Consider the following 19,879-nt stretch of genomic DNA (forward strand, 5'->3'; position numbering starts at 1 on the left):
TTCAATCCACAGTTGGGCAAGGCGGCCCCCGCGCCCCTTGCTAGAATGCATGCATGCGCCGCTTCACCCACCACGCCCTGCAGACCCCCGCCGCCAAGCCGCTCAACGACTGGCTGGCCAAGGCCGGCCCGGTTTCGACGCTGATGCAGACCGCGCGCCAGCTGTCGGTGCTGGAGGCCGAGGTGCTGGCGCTGCTGCCCGCCGGCATGCGCGACGGTTTGGCTGTGGCCGGGGTCAAGCGTGATGCAAGCGACCCCAACGCCCAGGTGCTGCTGTTGCTTGCCGCCCACGGCGCCGCCGCGGCCCGCGTGCGCCAGGTGGTACCCACGCTGCTCACGCGGCTGCAGCAGCGCGGCTCGCAGATCACCGCGATCCGGGTGCGGGTGCAGCCGGAGGTGTCGCGCCACGCGGACTGGGAGGTGGAGCCCGTGCAGCGCCAGCGCACCGGCGGCCGCATGACGCCCACGGGGCTCGCCAACCTGGACCAGCTGGCGCGCAGCCTGCCGGATTCGCCGCTGCGCGACGCGCTCAATACGCTGCTCGCCCACCATCGCCAGGCGCCGTCCCGGTAATTCGGAAAAAACAAGAAAGCCGACCCGAGGGTCGGCTTTTCGTTGTGCGGCCGGCAGGTTGCGTGACTCAGGCAAACGCTGGCTGTGCCTGCGGCAGGAAGGCCGCGGGAGCTTCCTCGACGCGGTCGAAGGTGACCAGCTCGTAGGCTTCCTGGTCGGCCAGCAGCGCGCGCAGCAGCTGGTTGTTCAGGCCGTGGCCCGACTTGTTTGCCACATAGGCGCCGATCAGCGGATGGCCCACCACATACAGGTCGCCGATCGCATCCAGGATCTTGTGGCGCACGAACTCGTCGCCGTAGCGCAGTTCCTCGTTGTTGAGCATGCGGTGCTCGTCCAGCACGATGGCGTTGTCCAGGCTGCCGCCACGGGCCAGGCCCATCTCGCGCAGCGCCTCCACCTCGTGGGCAAAGCCGAAGGTGCGGGCACGGGCGATTTCGCGCACGTAGCTGGTGTCGCCGAAGTCGATCTCGAAGGTCTGGCCGGTCTTGTCGACCGCCGGGTGGCGGAAGTCGATGGTGAACGACAGCTTGAAGCCGAAATACGGCTCCAGGCGCGCGAGCTTGTCGCCCTCGCGCACTTCGACCGCCTTCTTCACGCGGATAAAGGTCTTCAGCGCGTTCTGCTCTTCGATGCCTGCCGACTGCAGCAGGAATACGAAGGACGCGGCGCTGCCGTCCATGATCGGGATTTCCTCGGCATCGACGTCGACATAGAGGTTGTCGATGCCCAGGCCCGCGCACGCCGACATCAGGTGCTCGACGGTCGAAACGCGCGCGCCATCCTTCTGCAGCACCGATGCCAGGCGCGTGTCGCCGATGGCCGATGCGGCCACGGGAATCTCGACGGCCTCGGGCAGGTCGACGCGGGTAAAGACGATGCCGGTATCGGCCGGCGCGGGACGCAGGGTCAGCGTGACCTTGCGACCCGAGTGCAGGCCGATGCCAACCGTCTTCACCAGGGATTTGATCGTGCGCTGTTTGAGCATGACAGCCTCAACTATTATAAAAATCTATCGGGCGGTTTTTTTGATTAAGGGATTTTACCACCACCTCAGGGGCGCTGCAGCCGGGTTTTGTTTCCGGCTGGTAACACTGCCTTAACAAGTTGCGCATTGTCCACGTTTACCCGGATGACTGTGTCAGCCGCGCAACGCTGCCAGCACTGCCTCGGCGGTGCTGACGCGGAATTCGCCGGGCGCCTCCACCTCGAGCCGGGTCACCACGCCATCGTCGATCACCATCGCGTAGCGTTTCGAGCGTAGACCCAGGCCACGGGCGCTCAGGTCCTGCTCCAGGCCGAGCGCGCGCGTCCATTCCGCACTGCCGTCTGCCATCATGCGCACCGTGCCGGCGACCTGTTGTTCGCGGCCCCACGCACCCATCACAAAAGCATCGTTGACCGACACGCACCAGACCTCGTCGATGCCGGCGTCGCGCAGCGCCGCGGCATGCTGCACATAGCCGGGCACATGCTTGGCCGAGCAGGTAGGGGTGAAGGCGCCGGGCAGGCCGAACACCACGATCTTGCGGCCGCGCACGAGGTCGGCCACCTTGAAAGCGTTGGGTCCCAGTACGCAACCTTCGCTTTCCGTTTCAATGAATTCCTGCAGCGTGGCGTCCGGGACGCGGGATCCGACAGTGATCATGGCTCGTGGTCTTCCTGGGTTTTCTGAAGAATAGGACGGATGGGCCGGATGCATGCGCACACCCTTGCGGCGGGGAACCTCAAGATCATAGGCGCCCTGGCAGCGATGCCAAAGCCGGATCACATCCGGTGACATTCGCCATGAATTCGATACAACTAGCGATACAGCTTGCTACAAAGACGTCCGCGCGACGCACCTTGTGGGTGCGCCGCGCGGACGTCGATACATCCCGACCGGGAAGGCGGGAAACCAGTCCGGGGAGGCGGCCAGCGGCACGCCTTGCCCGGCGACGGGATGTGGGTGAAGCTCGCGACCAGCAGGCGGCGCGGCGCCGCCGGCTGCCTGCCGGGTCACGTCAGTCCATGCTAGGCACGCGCGGATGGGGAGCGCACGTGCTTCGCGACAAGGCGACGCGATCCGTCAGGCGGCCGGTGGAAGCACCGATGCCGCGCCGGTCCGGGCTCAGTCTGCCTGCTTGCGCAGGAAGGCCGGGATGTCGTACGTATCCACACCCTTTTCCTGCAGCGCCGCCACGTGAGCCGACGCCGACTCGCGCGAGCTGCGCCACACCGCCGGCGTGTCCAGCCCGCTGTAGTCCGGCGAGTGGTGCGTGGCCGCGGCCGCGGTCATGCCGCTCATCATCTGTACCGGCATGTTGTCGGTACCGGTCTTGAGCAGCGTCATCGGCTGTTGCTTCTTGGCCGAGCGGCCCAGGCCCGTGGCGACCACGGTCACGCGCAGCGCATCGCTCATCGAATCGTCGTACACCGTACCGAAGATCACGGTCGCATCTTCCGCGGCATAGCTGCGGATGGTGTTCATGACTTCCTTGGTTTCCGACAGCTTCAGCGAACGGCTGGCGGTGATGTTGACCAGCACGCCGCGCGCGCCGGACAGGTCCACGCCTTCCAGCAGCGGGCTGGCCACGGCCTGTTCGGCCGCCAGGCGGGCGCGATCCACGCCCGACACGGTGGCCGTCCCCATCATGGCCTTGCCCTGCTCGCCCATCACCGTCTTCACGTCTTCGAAGTCGACGTTCACCAGGCCGTCAACATTGATGATCTCAGCAATGCCGGCCACCGCGTTGTGCAGCACGTCGTCGGCGCACTGGAAGCACGCGTCCATCTCGGCGTCGTCGCCCATCACTTCGAACAGCTTCTCGTTGAGCACAACGATCAGCGAATCGACCGACGATTCCAGCTCGCTCGAACCATGTTCGGCCACCTTGGCGCGGCGTGCGCCTTCGAACTCGAACGGCTTGCTGACCACCCCTACGGTCAGGATGCCCATTTCCTTGGCAACCTGCGCCACGATCGGCGCGGCACCGGTACCGGTACCGCCGCCCATGCCGGCAGTGATGAAGACCATGTGCGCGCCGCGCAGGGCGTCGGCGATCTGCTCCCGCGCCTGATCCGCGCAGTTGCGGCCGACTTCCGGCTTGGCGCCGGCGCCCAGACCCGTGTTGCCGAGTTGCAGCACGCGCGAAGCGCTCGAGCGCTTGAGCGCCTGAGCATCGGTGTTCATGCAGATGAATTCGACGCCTTGCACGCCGCGGCTGATCATGTGCTGCACGGCGTTACCGCCCGCACCGCCCACGCCAACCACCTTGATGATGGTGCCGTCCTGCACTTCCGTTTCGATCATGTCAAAGTCCATCACTGCCTCCGAGAAGAATCAGTCCCCAGACGATGCAGCCTCCCCGCCGCAACCCCTGGTTCCTGAACAAGAAACCATTAAAAAGAAAAGAACCAGAAACCTTCCGCTCAACGCGCCACGGCCTGTCCGGTAGACAAGACCACTGGCGCGCCGTTGCATCGACTGGCCGTCAATTTCCCTGATGCTTAGAAATTGCCGACAAACCATTCCTTCATGCGGGCCCACACCTGCTTGACCGACCCGCTCTGCACCGCGACCTTGCGTCCGCGCATGCGTTGCACGCGACCTTCCAGCAGCAGGCCCATCACCGTTGCATAGCGCGGGCTCTTCACTACCTCGTGCAGGTTGCCGCGGTACTCCGGCACGCCCACGCGCACGGGCTTGAGAAAGATGTCTTCGCCCAGCTCGACCATGCCCGGCATCATCGCGGTCCCACCGGTGATGACCACGCCGGACGACAACAGTTCTTCATAGCCGGACTCGCGCACCACCTGGTGCACCAGCGAGTACAGCTCTTCGATGCGCGGCTCGATCACCGCTGCCAGTGCCTGGCGGCTGAGCGTGCGCGTGCCGCGGTCGCCCACGCCGGGGACTTCGATCATGTCTTCCGGGTCGGCGATCGCCTGCTTGGCGATGCCGTACTGGATCTTGATGTCCTCGGCGTCGGGCGTCGGCGTGCGCAGCGCCATCGCAATATCGTTGGTGATCTGGTCGCCGGCGATGGGGATCACGGCCGTATGGCGGATCGCGCCTTCGCTGAAGATGGCGATGTCGGTGGTGCCGCCGCCGATGTCGACCAGCACCACGCCCAGTTCCTTCTCGTCCTCGGTCAGCACCGCCAGGCTCGAGGCCAGCGGCTGCAGGATCAGGTCGTGCACTTCCAGGCCACAGCGGCGCACGCACTTGACGATGTTCTGCGCGGCGCTCACCGCGCCGGTGACGATATGCACCTTCACTTCCAGGCGGATGCCGCTCATGCCGATGGGCTCGCGCACGTCCTCCTGGCCGTCGATGATGAATTCCTGCGTCAGGATGTGCAGGATCTGCTGGTCGGTCGGGATATTGACCGCCTTGGCGGTCTCGATCACGCGCGCCACGTCGGTCTGCGTGACCTCCTTGTCCTTGATCGCCACCATGCCGCTGGAGTTGAAGCTGCGGATATGGCTGCCTGCAATGCCGGTAAAGACCTCCGAAATCTTGCAGTCGGCCATCAGCTCGGCCTCTTCCAGCGCCTTCTGGATCGACTGCACGGTGGCCTCGATATTGACCACGACCCCTTTCTTCAGACCCTTGGACTCTGACTGGCCCATCCCGATCACCTCGTAGCTGCCGTCGGGGCGCAGTTCTGCCACCACCGCCGCCACCTTCGAGGTGCCGATGTCCAGACCAACCAACAGGTCCTTGTATTCCTTGCTCATCGGGTTTTCTCCGCGTTCTTACTCTTCAGTCGCGTCGGATTGTTGTTGGAAGTACCAGAAGCCGCTGCTGCCGCCTTCGCTTTCTCCGCTTTTTCCGCCCTGGCCGCCGCCGCAACCTGCGCGTCGGTCAGGAAGCGGGCATTGGCGGCACGGATGGCAAAGCCGTTGGGATAACGCAGGTCGGCGTAGTCGATCTGCTTGCCCCACTGCTCGGTGACCTGAGGCCATGCCGCCACGAAACGCCTGACCCGCTGCTCCATGGCCGCGCGCTCGTCTTCGTTCTGCTCGCGGCCAAGCTCAACCACCATGCCGTTGGACAGCTTTGCCCGCCAGGCGTAGCGGCCCGACAGCGCCACTGCCAGCGGCTCGGCCTTGAGCGGCCTGAACCACTGGCGCATGACCTCGAGCTTCTCGATCACGTCGCCTTCGCTGCCCGGCGGCCCGTCCAGCGCCAGCAGCTGTGCATCCTCTTCCGCCTCGGCGGTGTTGGCGACGAACACCTCGCCATAGGTATTGACCAGGCGCCCGCTTTCCGGCGAGCCCCAGGTGCCGAGCGCCTCGTGTTCCTCGACCTCGACCGCCAGGCCGTTGGGCCACTCGCGCCGCACGCTCGCGCGCCGCACCCAAGGCACCGACTCGAACGCCTGCCGCGCCGCGTTCAGGTCCAGCGTGAAGAAGTTGCCCGAGAGCTTGCCCAGCGCGCTGCCACGCACGCTGGGGGCGTTCACGTGGCGCAGCGCACCACCGTCCATCGGCGCGATCTCCACATGGGTGATGGCAAACACCGGTCGCTGCGCCAGCCACAGCAGGCCCGCCGCGAGCGCCATCAGCGCCACCACCGCGTACAGCGTGGAAGCGATCAGGTTGAGCAGGCGTGCGTTATGCCACATGGTCCGGGGCAGTCCTATCGGTTGCGGTGTTATTCGGGTTTCCAGTGCTCGTTCGGATGCAGGTCCAGTGCCGCGGCGGCCACCACCTGCAGCACGAAGTCCTCGTAGCTGATGCCGGCCGCGCGCGCCGCCATCGGCACCAGCGAATGGCCGGTCATCCCGGGCGAGGTATTCATCTCGAGCAGGAAAGGCTTGCCGTCGGCGCGCAGCATGACGTCGGCGCGCGCCCAGCCGCGGCAGCCCAGTACGCGGTAGGCCTGCACCGTCAGCGCCTGGACTTCCCGTTCGACCTCGGGATCCAGACCTGACGGACACAAGTATTGGGTATCGTCAGTAAAGTACTTATTTTGATAGTCGTAGTTGGCTTCGGGCGCGACGATGCGGATCACCGGCAGCGCTTCGGCGGTTTCGCCCTCGCCCACCAGCGGGCAGGTCAGCTCGGCGCCGTCGATGAAAACCTCGGCGATGACGTCGTTATCGAGCGCGGCCGCCTTCTCGAAAGCCGCGCGCATCTGGTCGGCGGCGGTCACCTTGGTCAGGCCGATCGACGAGCCCTCGCGCGCCGGCTTGACGATCAGCGGCAGGCCCAGGTCGGCGGCCACGGCGTCAAAGTCGGTGTCCGCGTGCAGCATGGCAAAGCGCGGTGTGGCCAGGTCGTGGGTCATCCACAGGCGCTTGGTGGCCTGCTTGTCCATCGCCATGGCCGAGGCCAGCACGCCGCTGCCGGTATATGGCACGCCGAGCTGCTCGAGCAGGCCCTGCATGGTGCCGTCCTCGCCGTAGCGGCCGTGCAGCGCGATAAAGACGCGATCAAACTTGGCCGCGGCCAGTTCGGCCACACCCTGCAGGCCCGGGTCGAACGGGTGCGCATCGACGCCGCGCGAACGCAGCGCGGCCAGCACGCCGTTGCCCGACATCAGCGAGATCTCGCGCTCGGCCGAGCGGCCGCCCAGCAGCACGCCGACCTTGCCCAGCGACTTGGGATCGATAGTGGGATGGGCGACGAAGCTCATTGCTGGCCTCCCGCTTGCACCGATTGCTGGTGCGACACCAGTTGTCCCGGCACGGTCCCGATCGAGCCCGCGCCCATCGTCACGACCACATCGCCGGGCCGGACGGCATTCAGGATGGCCTGCGGCATTTCTTCCATCTGCTCCACGAAAACAGGTTCGACCTTGCCGGCCACGCGCAGCGCGCGGGTCAGCGCACGACCGTCGGCCGCCACGATCGGCGTCTCGCCGGCGGCGTAGACCTCGGACAGCAGCAGCGCATCGACAGTGCCCAGGACCTTGACGAAGTCCTCGAAACAATCCCGCGTACGGGTAAAGCGGTGCGGCTGGAACGCCAGCACCAGGCGGCGATCGGGGAACGCACCGCGCGCCGCGGCCAGCGTCGCGGCCATCTCCACCGGGTGGTGGCCGTAGTCGTCCACCAGCGTGAAGGTGCCGGCGCCGTCGGGCGTGGCGACCTCGCCGTAGCGCTGGAAGCGCCGGCCCACGCCGTGGAACTCGCGCAGCGCCTTGACGATGGCGGCGTCGGGCACTTCCAGCTCGGTGGCGATGGCGATCGCCGCCAGCGCGTTCTGCACGTTGTGCAGGCCGGGCAGGTTCAGCACGATCTCCAGCGGCGGCTCGGCATGGCCATTGAGCTGGCGCAGCACGGTGAAGTGCATCTGGCCGTCGACCGCGCGCGCCTCCACGGCACGGATCTGCGCGTCTTCGGCAAACCCGTAGCGCACCACCGGCTTGGACACGAACGGCAGGATCTCGCGCACGTTGGGATCGTCCACGCACAGCACGGCGATGCCGTAGAACGGCAGCCGCTGGGTGAATTCGATGAACGCCTGCTTGAGCCGGGCAAAGTCGTGCCCGTAGGTGTCCATATGGTCGGCATCGATATTGGTGATGACCTCGATGACCGGGAACAGGTTCAGGAACGACGCGTCGGACTCATCCGCCTCGGCCACGATGAAGTCGCCGGTGCCCAGGCGCGCATTAGCGCCGGCCGAGTTCAGGCGGCCGCCGATCACGAAGGTCGGATCGAGCCCGCCTTCGGCCAGCACCGATGCCACCAGGCTGGTGGTAGTGGTCTTGCCGTGCGTGCCGGCGATGGCCACGCCCTGCTTCAGGCGCATCAGTTCGGCCAGCATCACCGCGCGCGGCACCACCGGGATGCGCTTGCTTCGGGCAGCCAGCACTTCAGGGTTGTCGCCGCTGACCGCGGTCGATACCACCACGGCGTTTGCGCCGGTAACGTTGGCCGCGTCATGCCCGTGCATGACCGTGGCGCCCAGCGAGGCCAGGCGCCGCGTGGCGGCATTGCTGCCCACGTCCGAACCCGAGACCTTGTATCCCAGGTTCAGCAGGACCTCGGCGATGCCGCTCATGCCGGCCCCGCCGATGCCCACGAAGTGGATGTTCTTGACGATATGCTTCATTCGATTGCTGCTTAAATAGGCTTCAGTCCCTGGCCAGCTGACTGCAGATCTCGGCGACGCGCCGGGTTGCCTCAGGTTTGGCCAGTCCGCGCGCCAGGCGCGCCATGTCTTTCAGCTGCGGCCGGGTCAGGCTGGCGATGGTTTGCGCCAGCCCCTCGGCCGTCAGGTCTTTCTGCTGCACCAGCAGGGCCGCGCCCTGCTTCGACAAAAATTCCGCGTTGGTGGTCTGGTGGTCGTCCACCGCGTGCGGAAACGGCACGAACAGCGCCGCCACGCCCGCGGCGGCCACTTCCGACACCGTCATCGCGCCGGCGCGGCAGATCACCAGGTCCGCATCGGCATAGGCACGCGCCATGTCGTCGATAAACGGCAGGGTCTGCGCCGGCACCTGCGCGGCCGCGTAATTGGCGCGCAGCGTGTCGATCTGCTTCGCGCCCGCCTGGTGCGTGACCACCGGGCGCTCGCCCTCGGGCAGCAGCGCGACGGCCTTGGGTACCACCTCGTTCAGTGCCGCCGCGCCCAGGCTGCCGCCCACCACCAGGATGCGCAGCGGGCCGGGGCGCTGGTCGTAGCGCGCTTCCGGCGCATCGAGATGCGCCACTTCCTCGCGCACCGGGTTGCCGGTCCACTCGCCGCCGGGCAGCGTGTCCGGGAACGCGCACAGCACGCGGTCGGCCACCTTGGCCAGCACCTTGTTGGCCAGGCCGGCGATCGAGTTCTGCTCGTGCAGCACCAGCGGCCGCCCCAGCAGCGACGCCATCATGCCCGCCGGGAAGGTGATATAGCCGCCCATGCCCAGCACCACGCTCGGGCGCACCCGGCGCAGCGCGCCGATGCTTTGCCAGAACGCGCGCAGCAAGTTCAGCGGCAGCAGGAACTTGGTCACCAGGCCCTTGCCGCGCAGCCCGCCGAACTGGATGAACTCCATCGGGATGTCGTGCTTGGGCACCAGCGTGGCTTCCATGCCGGTGCGGTTGCCCAGCCAGACCACCTTCCAGCCTTGCTCGCGCAGCGCGTGCGCGACCGCCAGCCCCGGGAACACGTGTCCCCCGGTGCCGCCGGCCATCACGAGCAGGGTGCGCGGTGCGGTCATGCCCGGCCTCCGCGCGTCGGTACGCGATTGTGGCTGCGCGCGGCGCGCATGGCTTCACCCACACGCGGCATACCGGGCATCGAGGACTGACGCGTTGCCGTCATACCTTGCCTCCACGCATCAACACACGATTCTCGTAATCAATCCGCAGCAAGATCGCCAACGCCACGCAGTTCATCAAAATCCCCGAGCCGCCGTAGCTCACCAGCGGCAGCGTCAGCCCCTTGGTCGGCAGCAGGCCCAGGTTCACGCCCATATTGATAAAGGTCTGCCAGCCGATCCACACGCCGATGCCCTTGGCCACCAGGCCGGCAAAGGTGCGATCCAGCTGCAGCGCGGTGCGGCCGATATTGAAGGCGCGCCGTACCAGCCAGTAGAACAGCACGATCACCACCAGCACGCCGATAAAGCCGAATTCCTCGCCGATCACGGCGAGGATGAAGTCGGTATGCGCCTCGGGCAGGTAGTGAAGCTTTTCGATGCTGCCGCCCAGCCCCACCCCGGCCCACTCGCCGCGGCCGAAGGCGATCAGCGAGTGCGTGAGCTGGTAGGCCTTGCCCAGCGCATTGCTCTCTTCCCACGGGTTCAGGTAGGCGAAGATCCGCTCGCGCCGCCAGGGCGAGGCCGTGATCAGCAGCGCGAACGCGCCCACCGCCACGCCGACCAGCCCGGCGAACAGCTTGCCGTTGATGCCGCCCAGGAACAGGATGCCCATGGCCACCGCGGCGATCACCAGGAACGCACCCATGTCAGGCTCGAGCAGCAGCAGCATGCCCACCACCACCACCGCCACGCCCATCGGCAAAAAGCCCTTGGACAGGGTCTGCATCCACTCCTGCTTGCGCACCGTGTAGTTGGCCGCGTACAGCACCACCGCCAGCTTCATCAGTTCGGACGGCTGGAAGTTCATCACGCCCAGCGGGATCCAGCGGCGCGCGCCGTTCACGCCCTTGCCGACGAACGGGACCAGCACGATCACCAGCAGGATCAGCGCGAAGATAAAGAGCTTGGGCGCATAGCGGTCCCAGACCTTGACCGGAACCTGGAACGCCGCCAGCCCCACCGACAGCCCGATCAGCAGTGCGAACGCGTGGCGCAGCAGGAAGTGGCTCTCGCGGTAGTTGGCGTAGCGCGGCGAATCCGGCAGCGCGATCGAGGCCGAATAGACCATCACCAGGCCGAGCGCGAGCAGTACGATCGACACCCACAGCATGGGCTGGTCGTACTCCATCATGCGGGAGCGGGTCGGCTTGACGCCCGACACCGCATCGCGCAGGCCACCCCAGGCATTGCCGATGGTGGCGCCGATGAAACCGCTGCGCTTGACCTGCGTTTCGCTCATGGCAGGATCCCCCGGGACAGTGCCAGTTCTTCCACCGCGGCGCGGAACACTTCAGCGCGGTGCACGTAGTTGCGGAACATGTCGAGGCTAGCGCACGCCGGCGACAGCAGCACCACGTCGCCTGCTTCGGCCAGCTCGGTCGACTTGGCGACCGCCTCTTCCAGCGTCGGCGCGTCGACCAGGCTGGCGCCGCTGCCCTGCAGCGCGTCGCGCAGCTCAGCCGCGGCGCGTCCGATCAGCACCACCGCGCGCGCGTACTGCGCCACCGGCGCGGCCAGCGGCGAGAAGTCCTGGCCCTTGCCTTCGCCACCGGCAATCAGCACCACGCGCTTGTCCAGCCCGGACAGCGCGGCCACGGTCGCGCCGACATTGGTGCCCTTGCTGTCGTCGAAATACTCGACGTCATCGATGGTGGCGACCCACTCCACGCGATGCGGCTCGCCGCGGTACTCGCGCAGGCCGTGCAGCAGCGCGTTCATCGGCAGGTCGATGGCACGGCACAGAGCCAGCGCGGCCATTGCGTTGGTCGCGTTGTGCATGCCGCGGATATGCAGCGCATCGGCCGGCATCAGGCGCTTGTGGCGCACCGGCACGGCTTCCCGGACCAGCTCCGCGGCCTTGCGGCGGCGCGGCTTGCCCTCCCCTTCCGCCTCCGCATCGGGTTCGGCCAGCACCAGCCAGGGCATGCCGCCCTCGCGCAGGATGCCGAAGCTGCCCGGCACTTCGGGCAGGTCGGTGCCAAAGGTCACCGGTGTGCGGCCCGGGCGCGCCATGTCCAGCGTCAAGCGGTCATTGCGGTTGAGCACCTGCACGCAGGCGCTGTCCGCCGGCCCGAAGATACGGGCCTTGGAGGCGGCATAGGCCTCCATCGAACCGTGCCAGTCCAGGTGGTCCTGCGTCACGTTGAGCACGGTGGCCGCATGCGGCGCCAGCGTGTGCGTGGTTTCGAGCTGGAAGCTCGACAGCTCCAGCACCCAGACCTCCGGCAGCGTCGCCGAGGCGATGCAGGCCGACAGCTTGTCCAGCGCCGACGGGCTGATATTGCCCGCCACTGCCACGCTCTTGCCGGTGCGCTCGACCAGCCGGCCGGTCAGCGCGGTGGTGGTGGTCTTGCCGTTGGTGCCGGTGATCGCCAGGATCTTCGGGGCGTAGCCCGACTCGGCTTCGAGATGCTTCAGCGCCCGCACGAACAGCTCGATCTCACCCCACACGGGGACACCGCGTGCCTGCGCGGCAGCCAACAGCGCACCAGTACCGGCTTCCAGCGGCGACAGGCCCGGGCTGATCGCCACCAGGCCGATGCCGTCGAGCAGGCTGTCGGCGAACGGGCCGCCGACGAATTCGGCCGAAGTCAGCTCGGCCTGCAGGAAGACAAGGTTGGCGGGGGCCTCGCGCGTGTCGGCCACGCGCACCGCGCAGCCGTTCAGGCCACACCAGCGCGCCATGGCCAGGCCCGATTCGCCAAGGCCCAGTACCAGCACATGAGGTTTTTGCAGCTCGCCAAACACTTCGATTTCCTGCCTTTGGTTTCCTGTATCTATATAGAGAGCGCCGTCAGTCCCTGATCAGCGCAACTTCAGTGTCGACAACCCGATCAGCACCAGCAGCATGGTGATGATCCAGAAGCGCACCGTGACCTGCGTTTCCTTCCAGCCGCTCAGCTCGAAATGGTGGTGCAGCGGCGCCATCCGAAACAGCCGCCGGCCCTCACCATAACGGCGCTTGGTGATCTTGAACCACGTCACCTGCAGCATCACCGACAGCGTTTCCACCACGAAGATGCCGCCCATCACGAACAGCACGATTTCCTGGCGCACGATCACCGCCACCGTGCCGAGCGCGCCGCCCAGCGCCAGCGCGCCCACGTCGCCCATGAACACCTGCGCCGGATGCGCGTTGAACCAGAGGAAGGCCAGCCCCGCCCCGCCCAGCGCCGAGCAGAAGATCAGCAGCTCGCCCGCGCCCGGGATATGCGGGAACAGCAGGTACTTGCTGTAGACCGAGCTGCCCATCACATAGGCAAACACGCCCAGCCCGCTGCCGACCAGCACCACCGGCATGATCACGAGCCCGTCCAGCCCGTCGGTCAGGTTGACCGCGTTGCTCGAGCCGACGATCACCAGGTAGGTCAGCACGATGAAGCCGGCCACGCCCAGCGGGTAGCTGATTTCCTTGAAGAAGGGCACGATCAGGTTGGACTTGTACGGCATGTCCAGCGACAGCCCGCCCTCGACCCAGCTCAGGAACAGGTCCCACACCTTCACGTTGCTGCTTTCCGACACCGAGAACGCCAGGTAGACCGCGGCCACCAGGCCGATCAGCGTCTGCCAGAAAAACTTCTCGCGGCTCGACATGCCGCGTGGGTCGCGATAGACCACCTTGCGGTAGTCGTCGACCCAGCCGATCGCGCCATAGCCGAAGGTAACCAGCATCACCACCCAGATAAAACGGTTGCCCCAGTCGCACCACAGCAGCGTCGACACCGCGATGGACACCAGCACCAGCACGCCGCCCATGGTCGGCGTGCCGGCCTTGACCAGGTGCGTCTGCGGGCCGATGGTGCGTACCGCCTGGCCGACCTTCAGCTCGGTCAGCTTGCGGATCACCCACGGACCGAACGCCAGGCCGATCAGGAGCGCGGTGAGGTTGGCCATCACCGCGCGAAAGGTCAGGTAGTTGACGACCCGGAGGAAGCTGTAGTCGTTTTGCAGCCACTGGGCCAGAGCCAATAACATCGTGTTGTCTTATTTAATATGCGGAAGTGTCTGCGACCAGCGCAGCGACCATCCGTTCCATGCGCATGAAGCGCGATCCCTTCACCAGCACGGCGCCCGCTTGCGCCACCATGCCCCTGCTGTCTTCCTCCAGCGCCTTGGCCAGTGCCTCGGCGGTGCCAAAATGGCGGGCGCCCGCGCCGAACGCCTGCACGGCGTGCACGGCCAACTCACCGGTCGCCCACAGCGTGTCGATGCCTCGCGCCCGCGCGTAGGCACCGATTTCTTCGTGGAAGGCCGGGCCCTGGTCGCCCACTTCGCCCATGTCGCCGAGCACCAGCACGCGCGGCGCGGCGAAGCCGGCCAGCACGTCGATGGCGGCGCGCATGGAGTCGGGGTTGGCGTTATATGTATCGTCGATCAGCACCGTGCCGCCCGGCGTGTACTTGACCTGCAGCCGGCCCTTGATCGCCTTGAAGCCGGCCAGGCCCGCCTGGATCACCGGCACGCGCACGCCCGCGGCCAGCGCGCAGGCGATCGCGGCCAGCGCGTTGCGCACGTTGTGCTCGCCCAGCAGCGCGAGCCTGACTTCAAATGCATGGCCCGGTGCGCGCACCTGCATCACCTGCACGCCGTCGATGAGCGCCACGGTGGCATGCACATCGGCCCGCTGCGAGGTGCCGAACGACAGCGCGCGGCGCGCGCCGGCGGCTTCGCGCCACACCGGCGCGTAGACGCCGCCGCTTTCCGCGTCGAGCGGGTACACCGCCACGCCGCCGGCGGGCAGCGCCGCGATCGCGGCCGCGTGCTCGTGCGCCACGGCTTCCACGCTGACCATGAATTCCTGGTGCTCGCGCTGCGCGTTGGTGATCACCGCCACGGTGGGCTGGGCGATGCCGGCCAGGTAGACCGTCTCGCCCGGATGGTTCATGCCGAGCTCCAGCACCGCCAGCTTGTGGGTGGCGCGCAGGCGCAGCACCGTCAGCGGCAGGCCGATATCGTTATTCAGGTTGCCGCCGGTGGCCAGGCGTTGGCCCTCGCCCACCGCCGCGGCGAAGATGGCCGCGATCATTTCCTTGACCGTGGTCTTGCCGTTGCTGCCGGTCACCGCCACCGCCGGCAGCGTGAACTGGCGGCGCCAGCCCGCGCCCAGCTCGCCCAGCGCGATGCGGGTGTCGGGTGCAACGATGGCCGGCACGCCGCCATCGACCTCGCGGCTGACCAGTACCGCGGCGGCGCCGCGCGCGACCACGTCGGCGATAAAGTCGTGCGCGTCGAAGCGCTCGCCCTTGAGCGCGACGAACAGGTCGCCGGGCTCGACGGTACGGCTGTCGGTATGCACGCGCGAGAATGCCACGGCGCCGTCGCCGGAAATGCGCGCGCCGGCGATCCAGCCGGCGGCTTGCTGCAAGGTGGTCATGTTGGACTGGCTCATGCCGATACCCCCCGTGTGCCGAGGGTCAGGCGTACGTGTTCGCGGTCGGAGAACGGCCGCTTGCGGCCCTGGATCTCCTGCGTGGCCTCATGGCCCTTGCCGGCCACCAGCACCACGTCGGCCGGGGCCGCGTGCTTGATGGCATAAAGGATTGCGGCGGCGCGGTCTTCGATCTGGCGCCCACGCGCGCGGTCCGCCATGCCGTCGGCGATGGCGTCGAGGATCTCCTGCGGATCTTCGCTGCGCGGGTTGTCGCTGGTCAGGATGACTTCGTCGGCCAGGCGCTCGGCCACCGCGCCCATCAGCGGGCGCTTGATCGGGTCGCGGTCGCCACCGCAGCCGAACACGCACCACAGGCGGCCGTTGCGCGCCTGCGCCACCGGGCGCAGCGCGGCCAGGGTCTGTTCCAGCGCGTCGGGCGTATGGGCGTAGTCGACCACGGCCAGCGGCGCCAGTGTGGCATCGTGGCCACCGCTGGCGCCAAACAGCTCCATGCGTCCTTCAACCGGCGTCAGCGCGCGCAGCGCGGCAATGGCCGCGCTCCACCCCACGCCGTTGGCGAGCGCCGCGCCCAGCACCGCGAGCAGGTTGCTGACGTTGAAGGCACCGATCATCGGCGTGGCCATCTCGGCGCTGCCGAAGCTGCCGTCGATATGGAAGGCGGTACCGGTGGGCGTGGCGCGCACGTTGGTGGCGCGCAGCCACTCGCCGCGCGGGCCACGCACCGTGGCCGCGCCGGGGCCGTCGATGCCGTATTCGATCACGTGCGGCGCGCCGATGGCGGCGGCGTCCGCCGCCATCAGGCGCTGGCCCATGACGTCGTCGCGGTTGATCACCGCGGTGCGCAGGCCGTCCCAGCAGAACAGCCGCTCCTTGGCGGCCTCGTACTCGGCCATCGAGCCGTGATAGTCGAGGTGGTCCTGGGTCAGGTTGGTCAGCACCGCCACCGAGAAATGCGTGCCCGCCACGCGCTCCTGCTCCAGGCCGTGCGAGGAAACTTCCATCGCCACCGCGCGCGCGCCGGCGTCGTGCAGCGCAGCCAGGCTTGCCTGCAACTGCACCGCGTCGGGCGTGGTGAAGCCGGTCACCTGCAGCGCGCCGGGGAAGCCGGTGCCGAGCGTGCCGATCGTCGCGCACGGCGTGCCCGTGGCCTGCAGCAATCGCGCCAGCCACTGGCTGCACGAGGTCTTGCCGTTGGTGCCGGTGATGCCGGTCACGGCCAGGCCGCGCACCGGGTTGCCGTGCCAGCCGGCCGCGATCGGGCCGGCAAGCTGGTGCAGGTTGCTGACGGCAAGGTGCGGCACGGTGTCGCCGAACGGCCAGTCAAAGCCCTCCACCTCATAAACGATGGCGCCGGCGCCGGCGGCAATCGCCTGCTGGATATAAGGCCTGCCGTCGGTGGCAAGGCGATCGTTGCCGAGCACGTAGGCGAAGAACACATCGCCGCGCGCCAGCCGCCGGGTATCGCCGGTCAGCTGCGCGGAGGCGGCCACGTTGGTACGCAGCCAGGCCAGCGCGTTGCTGGCCTGGGCGGTGACCTCGAGCGGGAGCAGGACCTTGGGCGTCATTGCGTCGCACTCCACGGTTCGCTCTCCTGCACCTTGTCGCTGACCACCAGCTGGCGGATCGGCGAATCGGGCTGGACGTTCAGCGCGCGCAACGTGCCGCCGGTGATGGCCGCGAACGCCGGGCCAGCCACCAGGCCGCCGTAGTGGCTGCCGGCGGTGGGCTCGTCCACGCTGACGGCCACAATAATGCGCGGATTCGACATCGGCGCCAGGCCGATGAAGGAGGCGCGGTACTTGCTGCGGTTATAGCCGCGGCCTTCATGCTTGTACGCAGTGCCGGTCTTGCCGCCGACGCGGTAGCCCATCACCTGCGCCTCGGGCGCGGTGCCGCCGGGCGCGGTCACGGTCTCCATCATGGCGCGCACGTCGCGCGCCACCTGCGGCGACAGGATGCGCTCGCCGGTGGCCGGGCCATTGGTGCGGAACATCGACACCGGGATCAACTCGCCGTCATGCGCGAAGATGGTGTAGGCGTGAGCCATCTGGAACAGCGACACCGACAGGCCGTAGCCGTAAGACATGGTGGCCTGCTCGATCGGGCGCCAGCTCTTGAACGGGCGCACGCGGCCGGCCACGGCGCCGGGGAAGCCGATCTTGGGCGCCTGGCCGAGGCCAATGCTGGTGAACATGTCCCACATCTCCTGCGGCTTCATCATCATCGCGATCTTGGTCGTGCCGATGTTGGACGACTTCTGGATCACGCCGCTGACGGTCAGCGCGCCGTAGTTGTGGGTATCGCTGATGGTGGCGCCTTCGAACTGGTATTTGCCGGTGGTGGCGATCACCGTTGACGGCGTCACGCGCTTGAGCTGCAGCGCCAGGCCCACCGTGATCGGCTTCATCATCGAGCCGGGCTCGAAGGTGTCGGTCAGTACGCGGTTGCGCAGCTGCTCGCCCGAGAGCCGGGTGCGGTCGTTGGGGTTGTAGGTGGGCCAGTTGGCCAGCGCCAGCACCTCGCCGGTCTGGGCGTCGAGCACCACCGCGCTGGCAGCCTTGGCCTTGTGGCGCTCGACCACCGCCTTGAGTTCGTTGTAGGCCAGGTACTGGATCTTGGCGTCGATCGAGAGCTGGATATCCTCGCCGTCGCGCGGGGTCTTCAGGATGCCGACGTCCTCGACCACGCGCCCCAGACGGTCCTTGATCACCTGGCGCGCGCCGGGACGGCCGGCCAGTCCGGGCTCGCGCGCCAGTTCCACGCCTTCCTGGCCGCGGTCTTCCACGTTGGTGAAGCCGACGATGTGCGCCATCGCCTCCCCTTCCGGGTAGAAGCGCTTGTATTCGCGGGTCTGGTGGATGCCTTCGATCTTCAGTGCGGCGATCTTGTCGGCGATGTCGGGCAGCACCTGGCGCTTCAGGTAGACGAAGCCCTTGTCCTCGGACAGCTTCTTGCCCAAGTCCTTCTCGGACATGCCGAGCAGCCTGGCGAGCTGGCGGATCTTGTCCGCCTCGACCTGGTTGGGCACGTCTTCGGGCACCGCCCAGATCGCTTTGACCGGCAGGCTGGTGGCCAGCACCAGACCGTTGCGGTCCAGAATCTTGCCGCGCGTGGCCGGCAGCTCCAGCGTGCGCTGGAAGCGCTTCTTGCCCTCGGCCTCGTAGAACTGGTTGCCCGGCCCCTGGATCCAGGCGGCGCGCACCGCCAGCGCGGCGAAGGCCGCGAACATCAGGAACACCACCAGCTTGGAGCGCCACATCGGCAGGCGCAGGCCCAGCACCGGGCTGGCCGAGAACTGGCCGCTGCGCGGGCGCGAGGCGGTGCCGTTGCGGTCGCGGCGGGGCGGATTGGGACGGGCCATGCTCATCGCCGCGCCTCCGCGTCGCTGGCCGGCGCCGGCTGCGCGGGAGGCAGCACGATGCCGGACAGGTACTGGGTCCTGCCGGGGTTGACCGGCGACATCTTCAGTTGGGCGCGCGCCGCATCGGCGATGCGCGCGCTCTTGCCGAGCGCGCTCTGCTGGTACTGCAGGCGCGACCAGTCGATATCGAGCTGCCTTTCTTCCGCCTGGGCGCGCTCCAGCGCGACGAACAGCGTGCGCGCCTGGTGCTGCGCGCTCACCAGCGACAGCGCGCACAGGATCAGCGCGGCCAGCAGGAAGAAGGTCAGGCGGTTCATGCGCGCGCGCCTCCGCCGGCGGCAGGTGCCAGCTTTTCGGCCACGCGCATCACGGCCGAGCGCGCGCGCGGGTTGGCGGCCACCTCTTCGGCGCCGGGCTTGTAGCGGCCGAGCAGGCGCAGCGTCGGTTGCGGCAGGTCAGCCGCGCGCAGCGGCGCGCGGCGCAGGGCCGGGTCGGCATCCTGCTGGGGACGGGCGTGCGCCGCCATGAACCGCTTGACGATGCGGTCCTCCAGCGAGTGGAAGCTGATCACCACCAGGCGCCCTCCGACCTGCAGCAGTTCATACGCCGCCTTCAGCCCTCTTTCGAGGTCCTCAAGCTCTTGATTGACGTGAATCCGTAGAGCCTGAAAGGTGCGGGTCGCAGGGTCCTGACCCTTCTCGCGTGTTTTGACGGCTTTCGCCACGAGCGCGGCAAGGTCGGCAGTAGTGGCGATGGGTCCGCCATCGCCGGGTTCGCTCCGGCGAGCAACAATCGCCTTTGCAATCTGTACAGCAAACCGTTCTTCCCCATAGTCTCGTATCACCCTGGCAATGTCCTGCTCATCCGCCTGCGCCAGCCACTGGGCGGCGGTGAGGCCGCGCGTGGTGTCCATGCGCATGTCCAGCGGGCCCTCGAAACGAAAGGAAAACCCCCTCGCCGCCTCGTCGATCTGGGGCGAGCTGATCCCCAGGTCGAGCAGCACGCCAGCCACGTGGCCGCGCCCGGCCAGGCGCTCGGCCATGTCCGCAAAGCTCGCGTGCTCAATGGAGAAGCGGGCATCCCCGATGGTGCCCGCTTCTGCGATTGCTGCTGGGTCCTTGTCGAACGCGACGAGGGCCCCGTCTGGCCCTAGCCGGGCCAACACCGCCCGGCTGTGCCCTCCCCTGCCGAAGGTGCCGTCCACATAGATGCCGTCCGGGCGCCAGACCAGCGCATCGACGGCTTCGTCCAGCAGCACGGTGCGATGGCGCAGGGCGGGGGTTGCCGGCGTTCCGGTAGGACTCATGACCTCG

General features: G+C 67.6%; 17 protein-coding genes. 1 reads left to right on the forward strand and 16 read right to left on the reverse strand.

The window, feature by feature from the left end:
• Positions 1–53 precede the first annotated feature (53 nt).
• Complete coding sequence (locus tag ABNX08_RS18820) at positions 54–572, forward strand: hypothetical protein (RefSeq protein WP_022536674.1); 519 nt, start codon at positions 54–56, stop codon at positions 570–572.
• 67 nt (positions 573–639) lie between these two features.
• Here the strand turns inward: ABNX08_RS18820 and lpxC are convergent, their stop codons facing one another.
• The 16 genes from lpxC to rsmH all read right to left on the reverse strand — a co-directional run bounded on the left by lpxC (position 640) and on the right by rsmH (position 19,872).
• On the reverse strand, positions 640–1,557 hold the full coding sequence (lpxC, locus tag ABNX08_RS18825; protein WP_022536675.1) for a UDP-3-O-acyl-N-acetylglucosamine deacetylase: 918 nt from the start codon (positions 1,555–1,557) through the stop codon (positions 640–642).
• Between the two features lie 153 nt (positions 1,558–1,710).
• The gene (locus tag ABNX08_RS18830; protein WP_349607172.1) at positions 1,711–2,217 is read right to left on the reverse strand and encodes a peroxiredoxin; all 507 of its coding nucleotides are present in this window, start codon (positions 2,215–2,217) and stop codon (positions 1,711–1,713) included.
• Between the two features lie 462 nt (positions 2,218–2,679).
• Positions 2,680–3,873, reverse strand: a complete 1,194-nt coding sequence (gene ftsZ / locus ABNX08_RS18835) for a cell division protein FtsZ (protein WP_022536677.1) — start codon at positions 3,871–3,873, stop codon at positions 2,680–2,682.
• Positions 3,874–4,058: 185 nt separating this feature from the next.
• Positions 4,059–5,291: a cell division protein FtsA gene (gene ftsA, locus ABNX08_RS18840; RefSeq protein ID WP_022536678.1), complete on the reverse strand. Its 1,233-nt coding sequence runs from the start codon at positions 5,289–5,291 to the stop codon at positions 4,059–4,061.
• On the reverse strand, positions 5,288–6,181 hold the full coding sequence (locus tag ABNX08_RS18845; RefSeq protein WP_022536679.1) for a cell division protein FtsQ/DivIB: 894 nt from the start codon (positions 6,179–6,181) through the stop codon (positions 5,288–5,290). Before ABNX08_RS18845 ends, ftsA begins: the two co-directional genes overlap by 4 nt.
• 29 nt (positions 6,182–6,210) lie before the next feature.
• Positions 6,211–7,194, reverse strand: coding sequence for a D-alanine--D-alanine ligase (locus ABNX08_RS18850; RefSeq protein WP_349607173.1), 984 nt, complete (start codon positions 7,192–7,194; stop codon positions 6,211–6,213).
• The gene (murC, locus tag ABNX08_RS18855) at positions 7,191–8,618 is read right to left on the reverse strand and encodes a UDP-N-acetylmuramate--L-alanine ligase (protein WP_022536681.1); all 1,428 of its coding nucleotides are present in this window, start codon (positions 8,616–8,618) and stop codon (positions 7,191–7,193) included. The genes ABNX08_RS18850 and murC overlap by 4 nt, the downstream gene beginning before the upstream one ends.
• A 22-nt stretch (positions 8,619–8,640) precedes the next feature.
• On the reverse strand, positions 8,641–9,711 hold the full coding sequence (murG, locus tag ABNX08_RS18860; protein WP_022536682.1) for an undecaprenyldiphospho-muramoylpentapeptide beta-N-acetylglucosaminyltransferase: 1,071 nt from the start codon (positions 9,709–9,711) through the stop codon (positions 8,641–8,643).
• 100 nt (positions 9,712–9,811) lie between these two features.
• The gene (gene ftsW / locus ABNX08_RS18865; RefSeq protein WP_022536683.1) at positions 9,812–11,053 is read right to left on the reverse strand and encodes a putative lipid II flippase FtsW; all 1,242 of its coding nucleotides are present in this window, start codon (positions 11,051–11,053) and stop codon (positions 9,812–9,814) included.
• Positions 11,050–12,561, reverse strand: a complete 1,512-nt coding sequence (gene murD / locus ABNX08_RS18870; protein WP_022536684.1) for a UDP-N-acetylmuramoyl-L-alanine--D-glutamate ligase — start codon at positions 12,559–12,561, stop codon at positions 11,050–11,052. Before murD ends, ftsW begins: the two co-directional genes overlap by 4 nt.
• A gap of 57 nt (positions 12,562–12,618) precedes the next feature.
• Positions 12,619–13,788, reverse strand: coding sequence for a phospho-N-acetylmuramoyl-pentapeptide-transferase (gene mraY, locus ABNX08_RS18875; protein ID WP_022536685.1), 1,170 nt, complete (start codon positions 13,786–13,788; stop codon positions 12,619–12,621).
• Positions 13,789–13,801: 13 nt separating this feature from the next.
• On the reverse strand, positions 13,802–15,202 hold the full coding sequence (murF, locus tag ABNX08_RS18880) for a UDP-N-acetylmuramoyl-tripeptide--D-alanyl-D-alanine ligase (protein ID WP_022536686.1): 1,401 nt from the start codon (positions 15,200–15,202) through the stop codon (positions 13,802–13,804).
• A complete protein-coding gene (locus tag ABNX08_RS18885; protein WP_022536687.1) occupies positions 15,199–16,770 on the reverse strand; it encodes a UDP-N-acetylmuramoyl-L-alanyl-D-glutamate--2,6-diaminopimelate ligase in 1,572 nt (523 codons plus the stop codon). The genes murF and ABNX08_RS18885 overlap by 4 nt, the downstream gene beginning before the upstream one ends.
• A complete protein-coding gene (locus ABNX08_RS18890) occupies positions 16,767–18,572 on the reverse strand; it encodes a penicillin-binding protein 2 (RefSeq protein ID WP_022536688.1) in 1,806 nt (601 codons plus the stop codon). The genes ABNX08_RS18885 and ABNX08_RS18890 overlap by 4 nt, the downstream gene beginning before the upstream one ends.
• Positions 18,569–18,883: a cell division protein FtsL gene (gene ftsL / locus ABNX08_RS18895; protein ID WP_022536689.1), complete on the reverse strand. Its 315-nt coding sequence runs from the start codon at positions 18,881–18,883 to the stop codon at positions 18,569–18,571. Before ftsL ends, ABNX08_RS18890 begins: the two co-directional genes overlap by 4 nt.
• Positions 18,880–19,872, reverse strand: a complete 993-nt coding sequence (gene rsmH, locus ABNX08_RS18900) for a 16S rRNA (cytosine(1402)-N(4))-methyltransferase RsmH (RefSeq protein ID WP_022536690.1) — start codon at positions 19,870–19,872, stop codon at positions 18,880–18,882. The genes ftsL and rsmH overlap by 4 nt, the downstream gene beginning before the upstream one ends.
• Positions 19,873–19,879 lie beyond the last annotated feature (7 nt).

Origin of the sequence: Cupriavidus sp. DF5525 (genome assembly GCF_040149425.2) — a bacterium.
Classification (GTDB): Bacteria; Pseudomonadota; Gammaproteobacteria; order Burkholderiales; family Burkholderiaceae; genus Cupriavidus; species Cupriavidus pickettii_A.

Coding starts and splice junctions, on each gene's coding strand:
- ABNX08_RS18820 (WP_022536674.1), top strand. CDS start 54: ATGCGCCGCTTCACCCACCACGCCCTGCAGACCCCCGCCGCCAAGCCG.
- lpxC (WP_022536675.1), bottom strand. CDS start 1,557: ATGCTCAAACAGCGCACGATCAAATCCCTGGTGAAGACGGTTGGCATC.
- ABNX08_RS18830 (WP_349607172.1), bottom strand. CDS start 2,217: ATGATCACTGTCGGATCCCGCGTCCCGGACGCCACGCTGCAGGAATTC.
- ftsZ (WP_022536677.1), bottom strand. CDS start 3,873: ATGGACTTTGACATGATCGAAACGGAAGTGCAGGACGGCACCATCATC.
- ftsA (WP_022536678.1), bottom strand. CDS start 5,291: ATGAGCAAGGAATACAAGGACCTGTTGGTTGGTCTGGACATCGGCACC.
- ABNX08_RS18845 (WP_022536679.1), bottom strand. CDS start 6,181: ATGTGGCATAACGCACGCCTGCTCAACCTGATCGCTTCCACGCTGTAC.
- ABNX08_RS18850 (WP_349607173.1), bottom strand. CDS start 7,194: ATGAGCTTCGTCGCCCATCCCACTATCGATCCCAAGTCGCTGGGCAAG.
- murC (WP_022536681.1), bottom strand. CDS start 8,618: ATGAAGCATATCGTCAAGAACATCCACTTCGTGGGCATCGGCGGGGCC.
- murG (WP_022536682.1), bottom strand. CDS start 9,711: ATGACCGCACCGCGCACCCTGCTCGTGATGGCCGGCGGCACCGGGGGA.
- ftsW (WP_022536683.1), bottom strand. CDS start 11,053: ATGAGCGAAACGCAGGTCAAGCGCAGCGGTTTCATCGGCGCCACCATC.
- mraY (WP_022536685.1), bottom strand. CDS start 13,788: ATGTTATTGGCTCTGGCCCAGTGGCTGCAAAACGACTACAGCTTCCTC.
- murF (WP_022536686.1), bottom strand. CDS start 15,202: ATGAGCCAGTCCAACATGACCACCTTGCAGCAAGCCGCCGGCTGGATC.
- ABNX08_RS18885 (WP_022536687.1), bottom strand. CDS start 16,770: ATGACGCCCAAGGTCCTGCTCCCGCTCGAGGTCACCGCCCAGGCCAGC.
- ABNX08_RS18890 (WP_022536688.1), bottom strand. CDS start 18,572: ATGAGCATGGCCCGTCCCAATCCGCCCCGCCGCGACCGCAACGGCACC.
- ftsL (WP_022536689.1), bottom strand. CDS start 18,883: ATGAACCGCCTGACCTTCTTCCTGCTGGCCGCGCTGATCCTGTGCGCG.
- rsmH (WP_022536690.1), bottom strand. CDS start 19,872: ATGAGTCCTACCGGAACGCCGGCAACCCCCGCCCTGCGCCATCGCACC.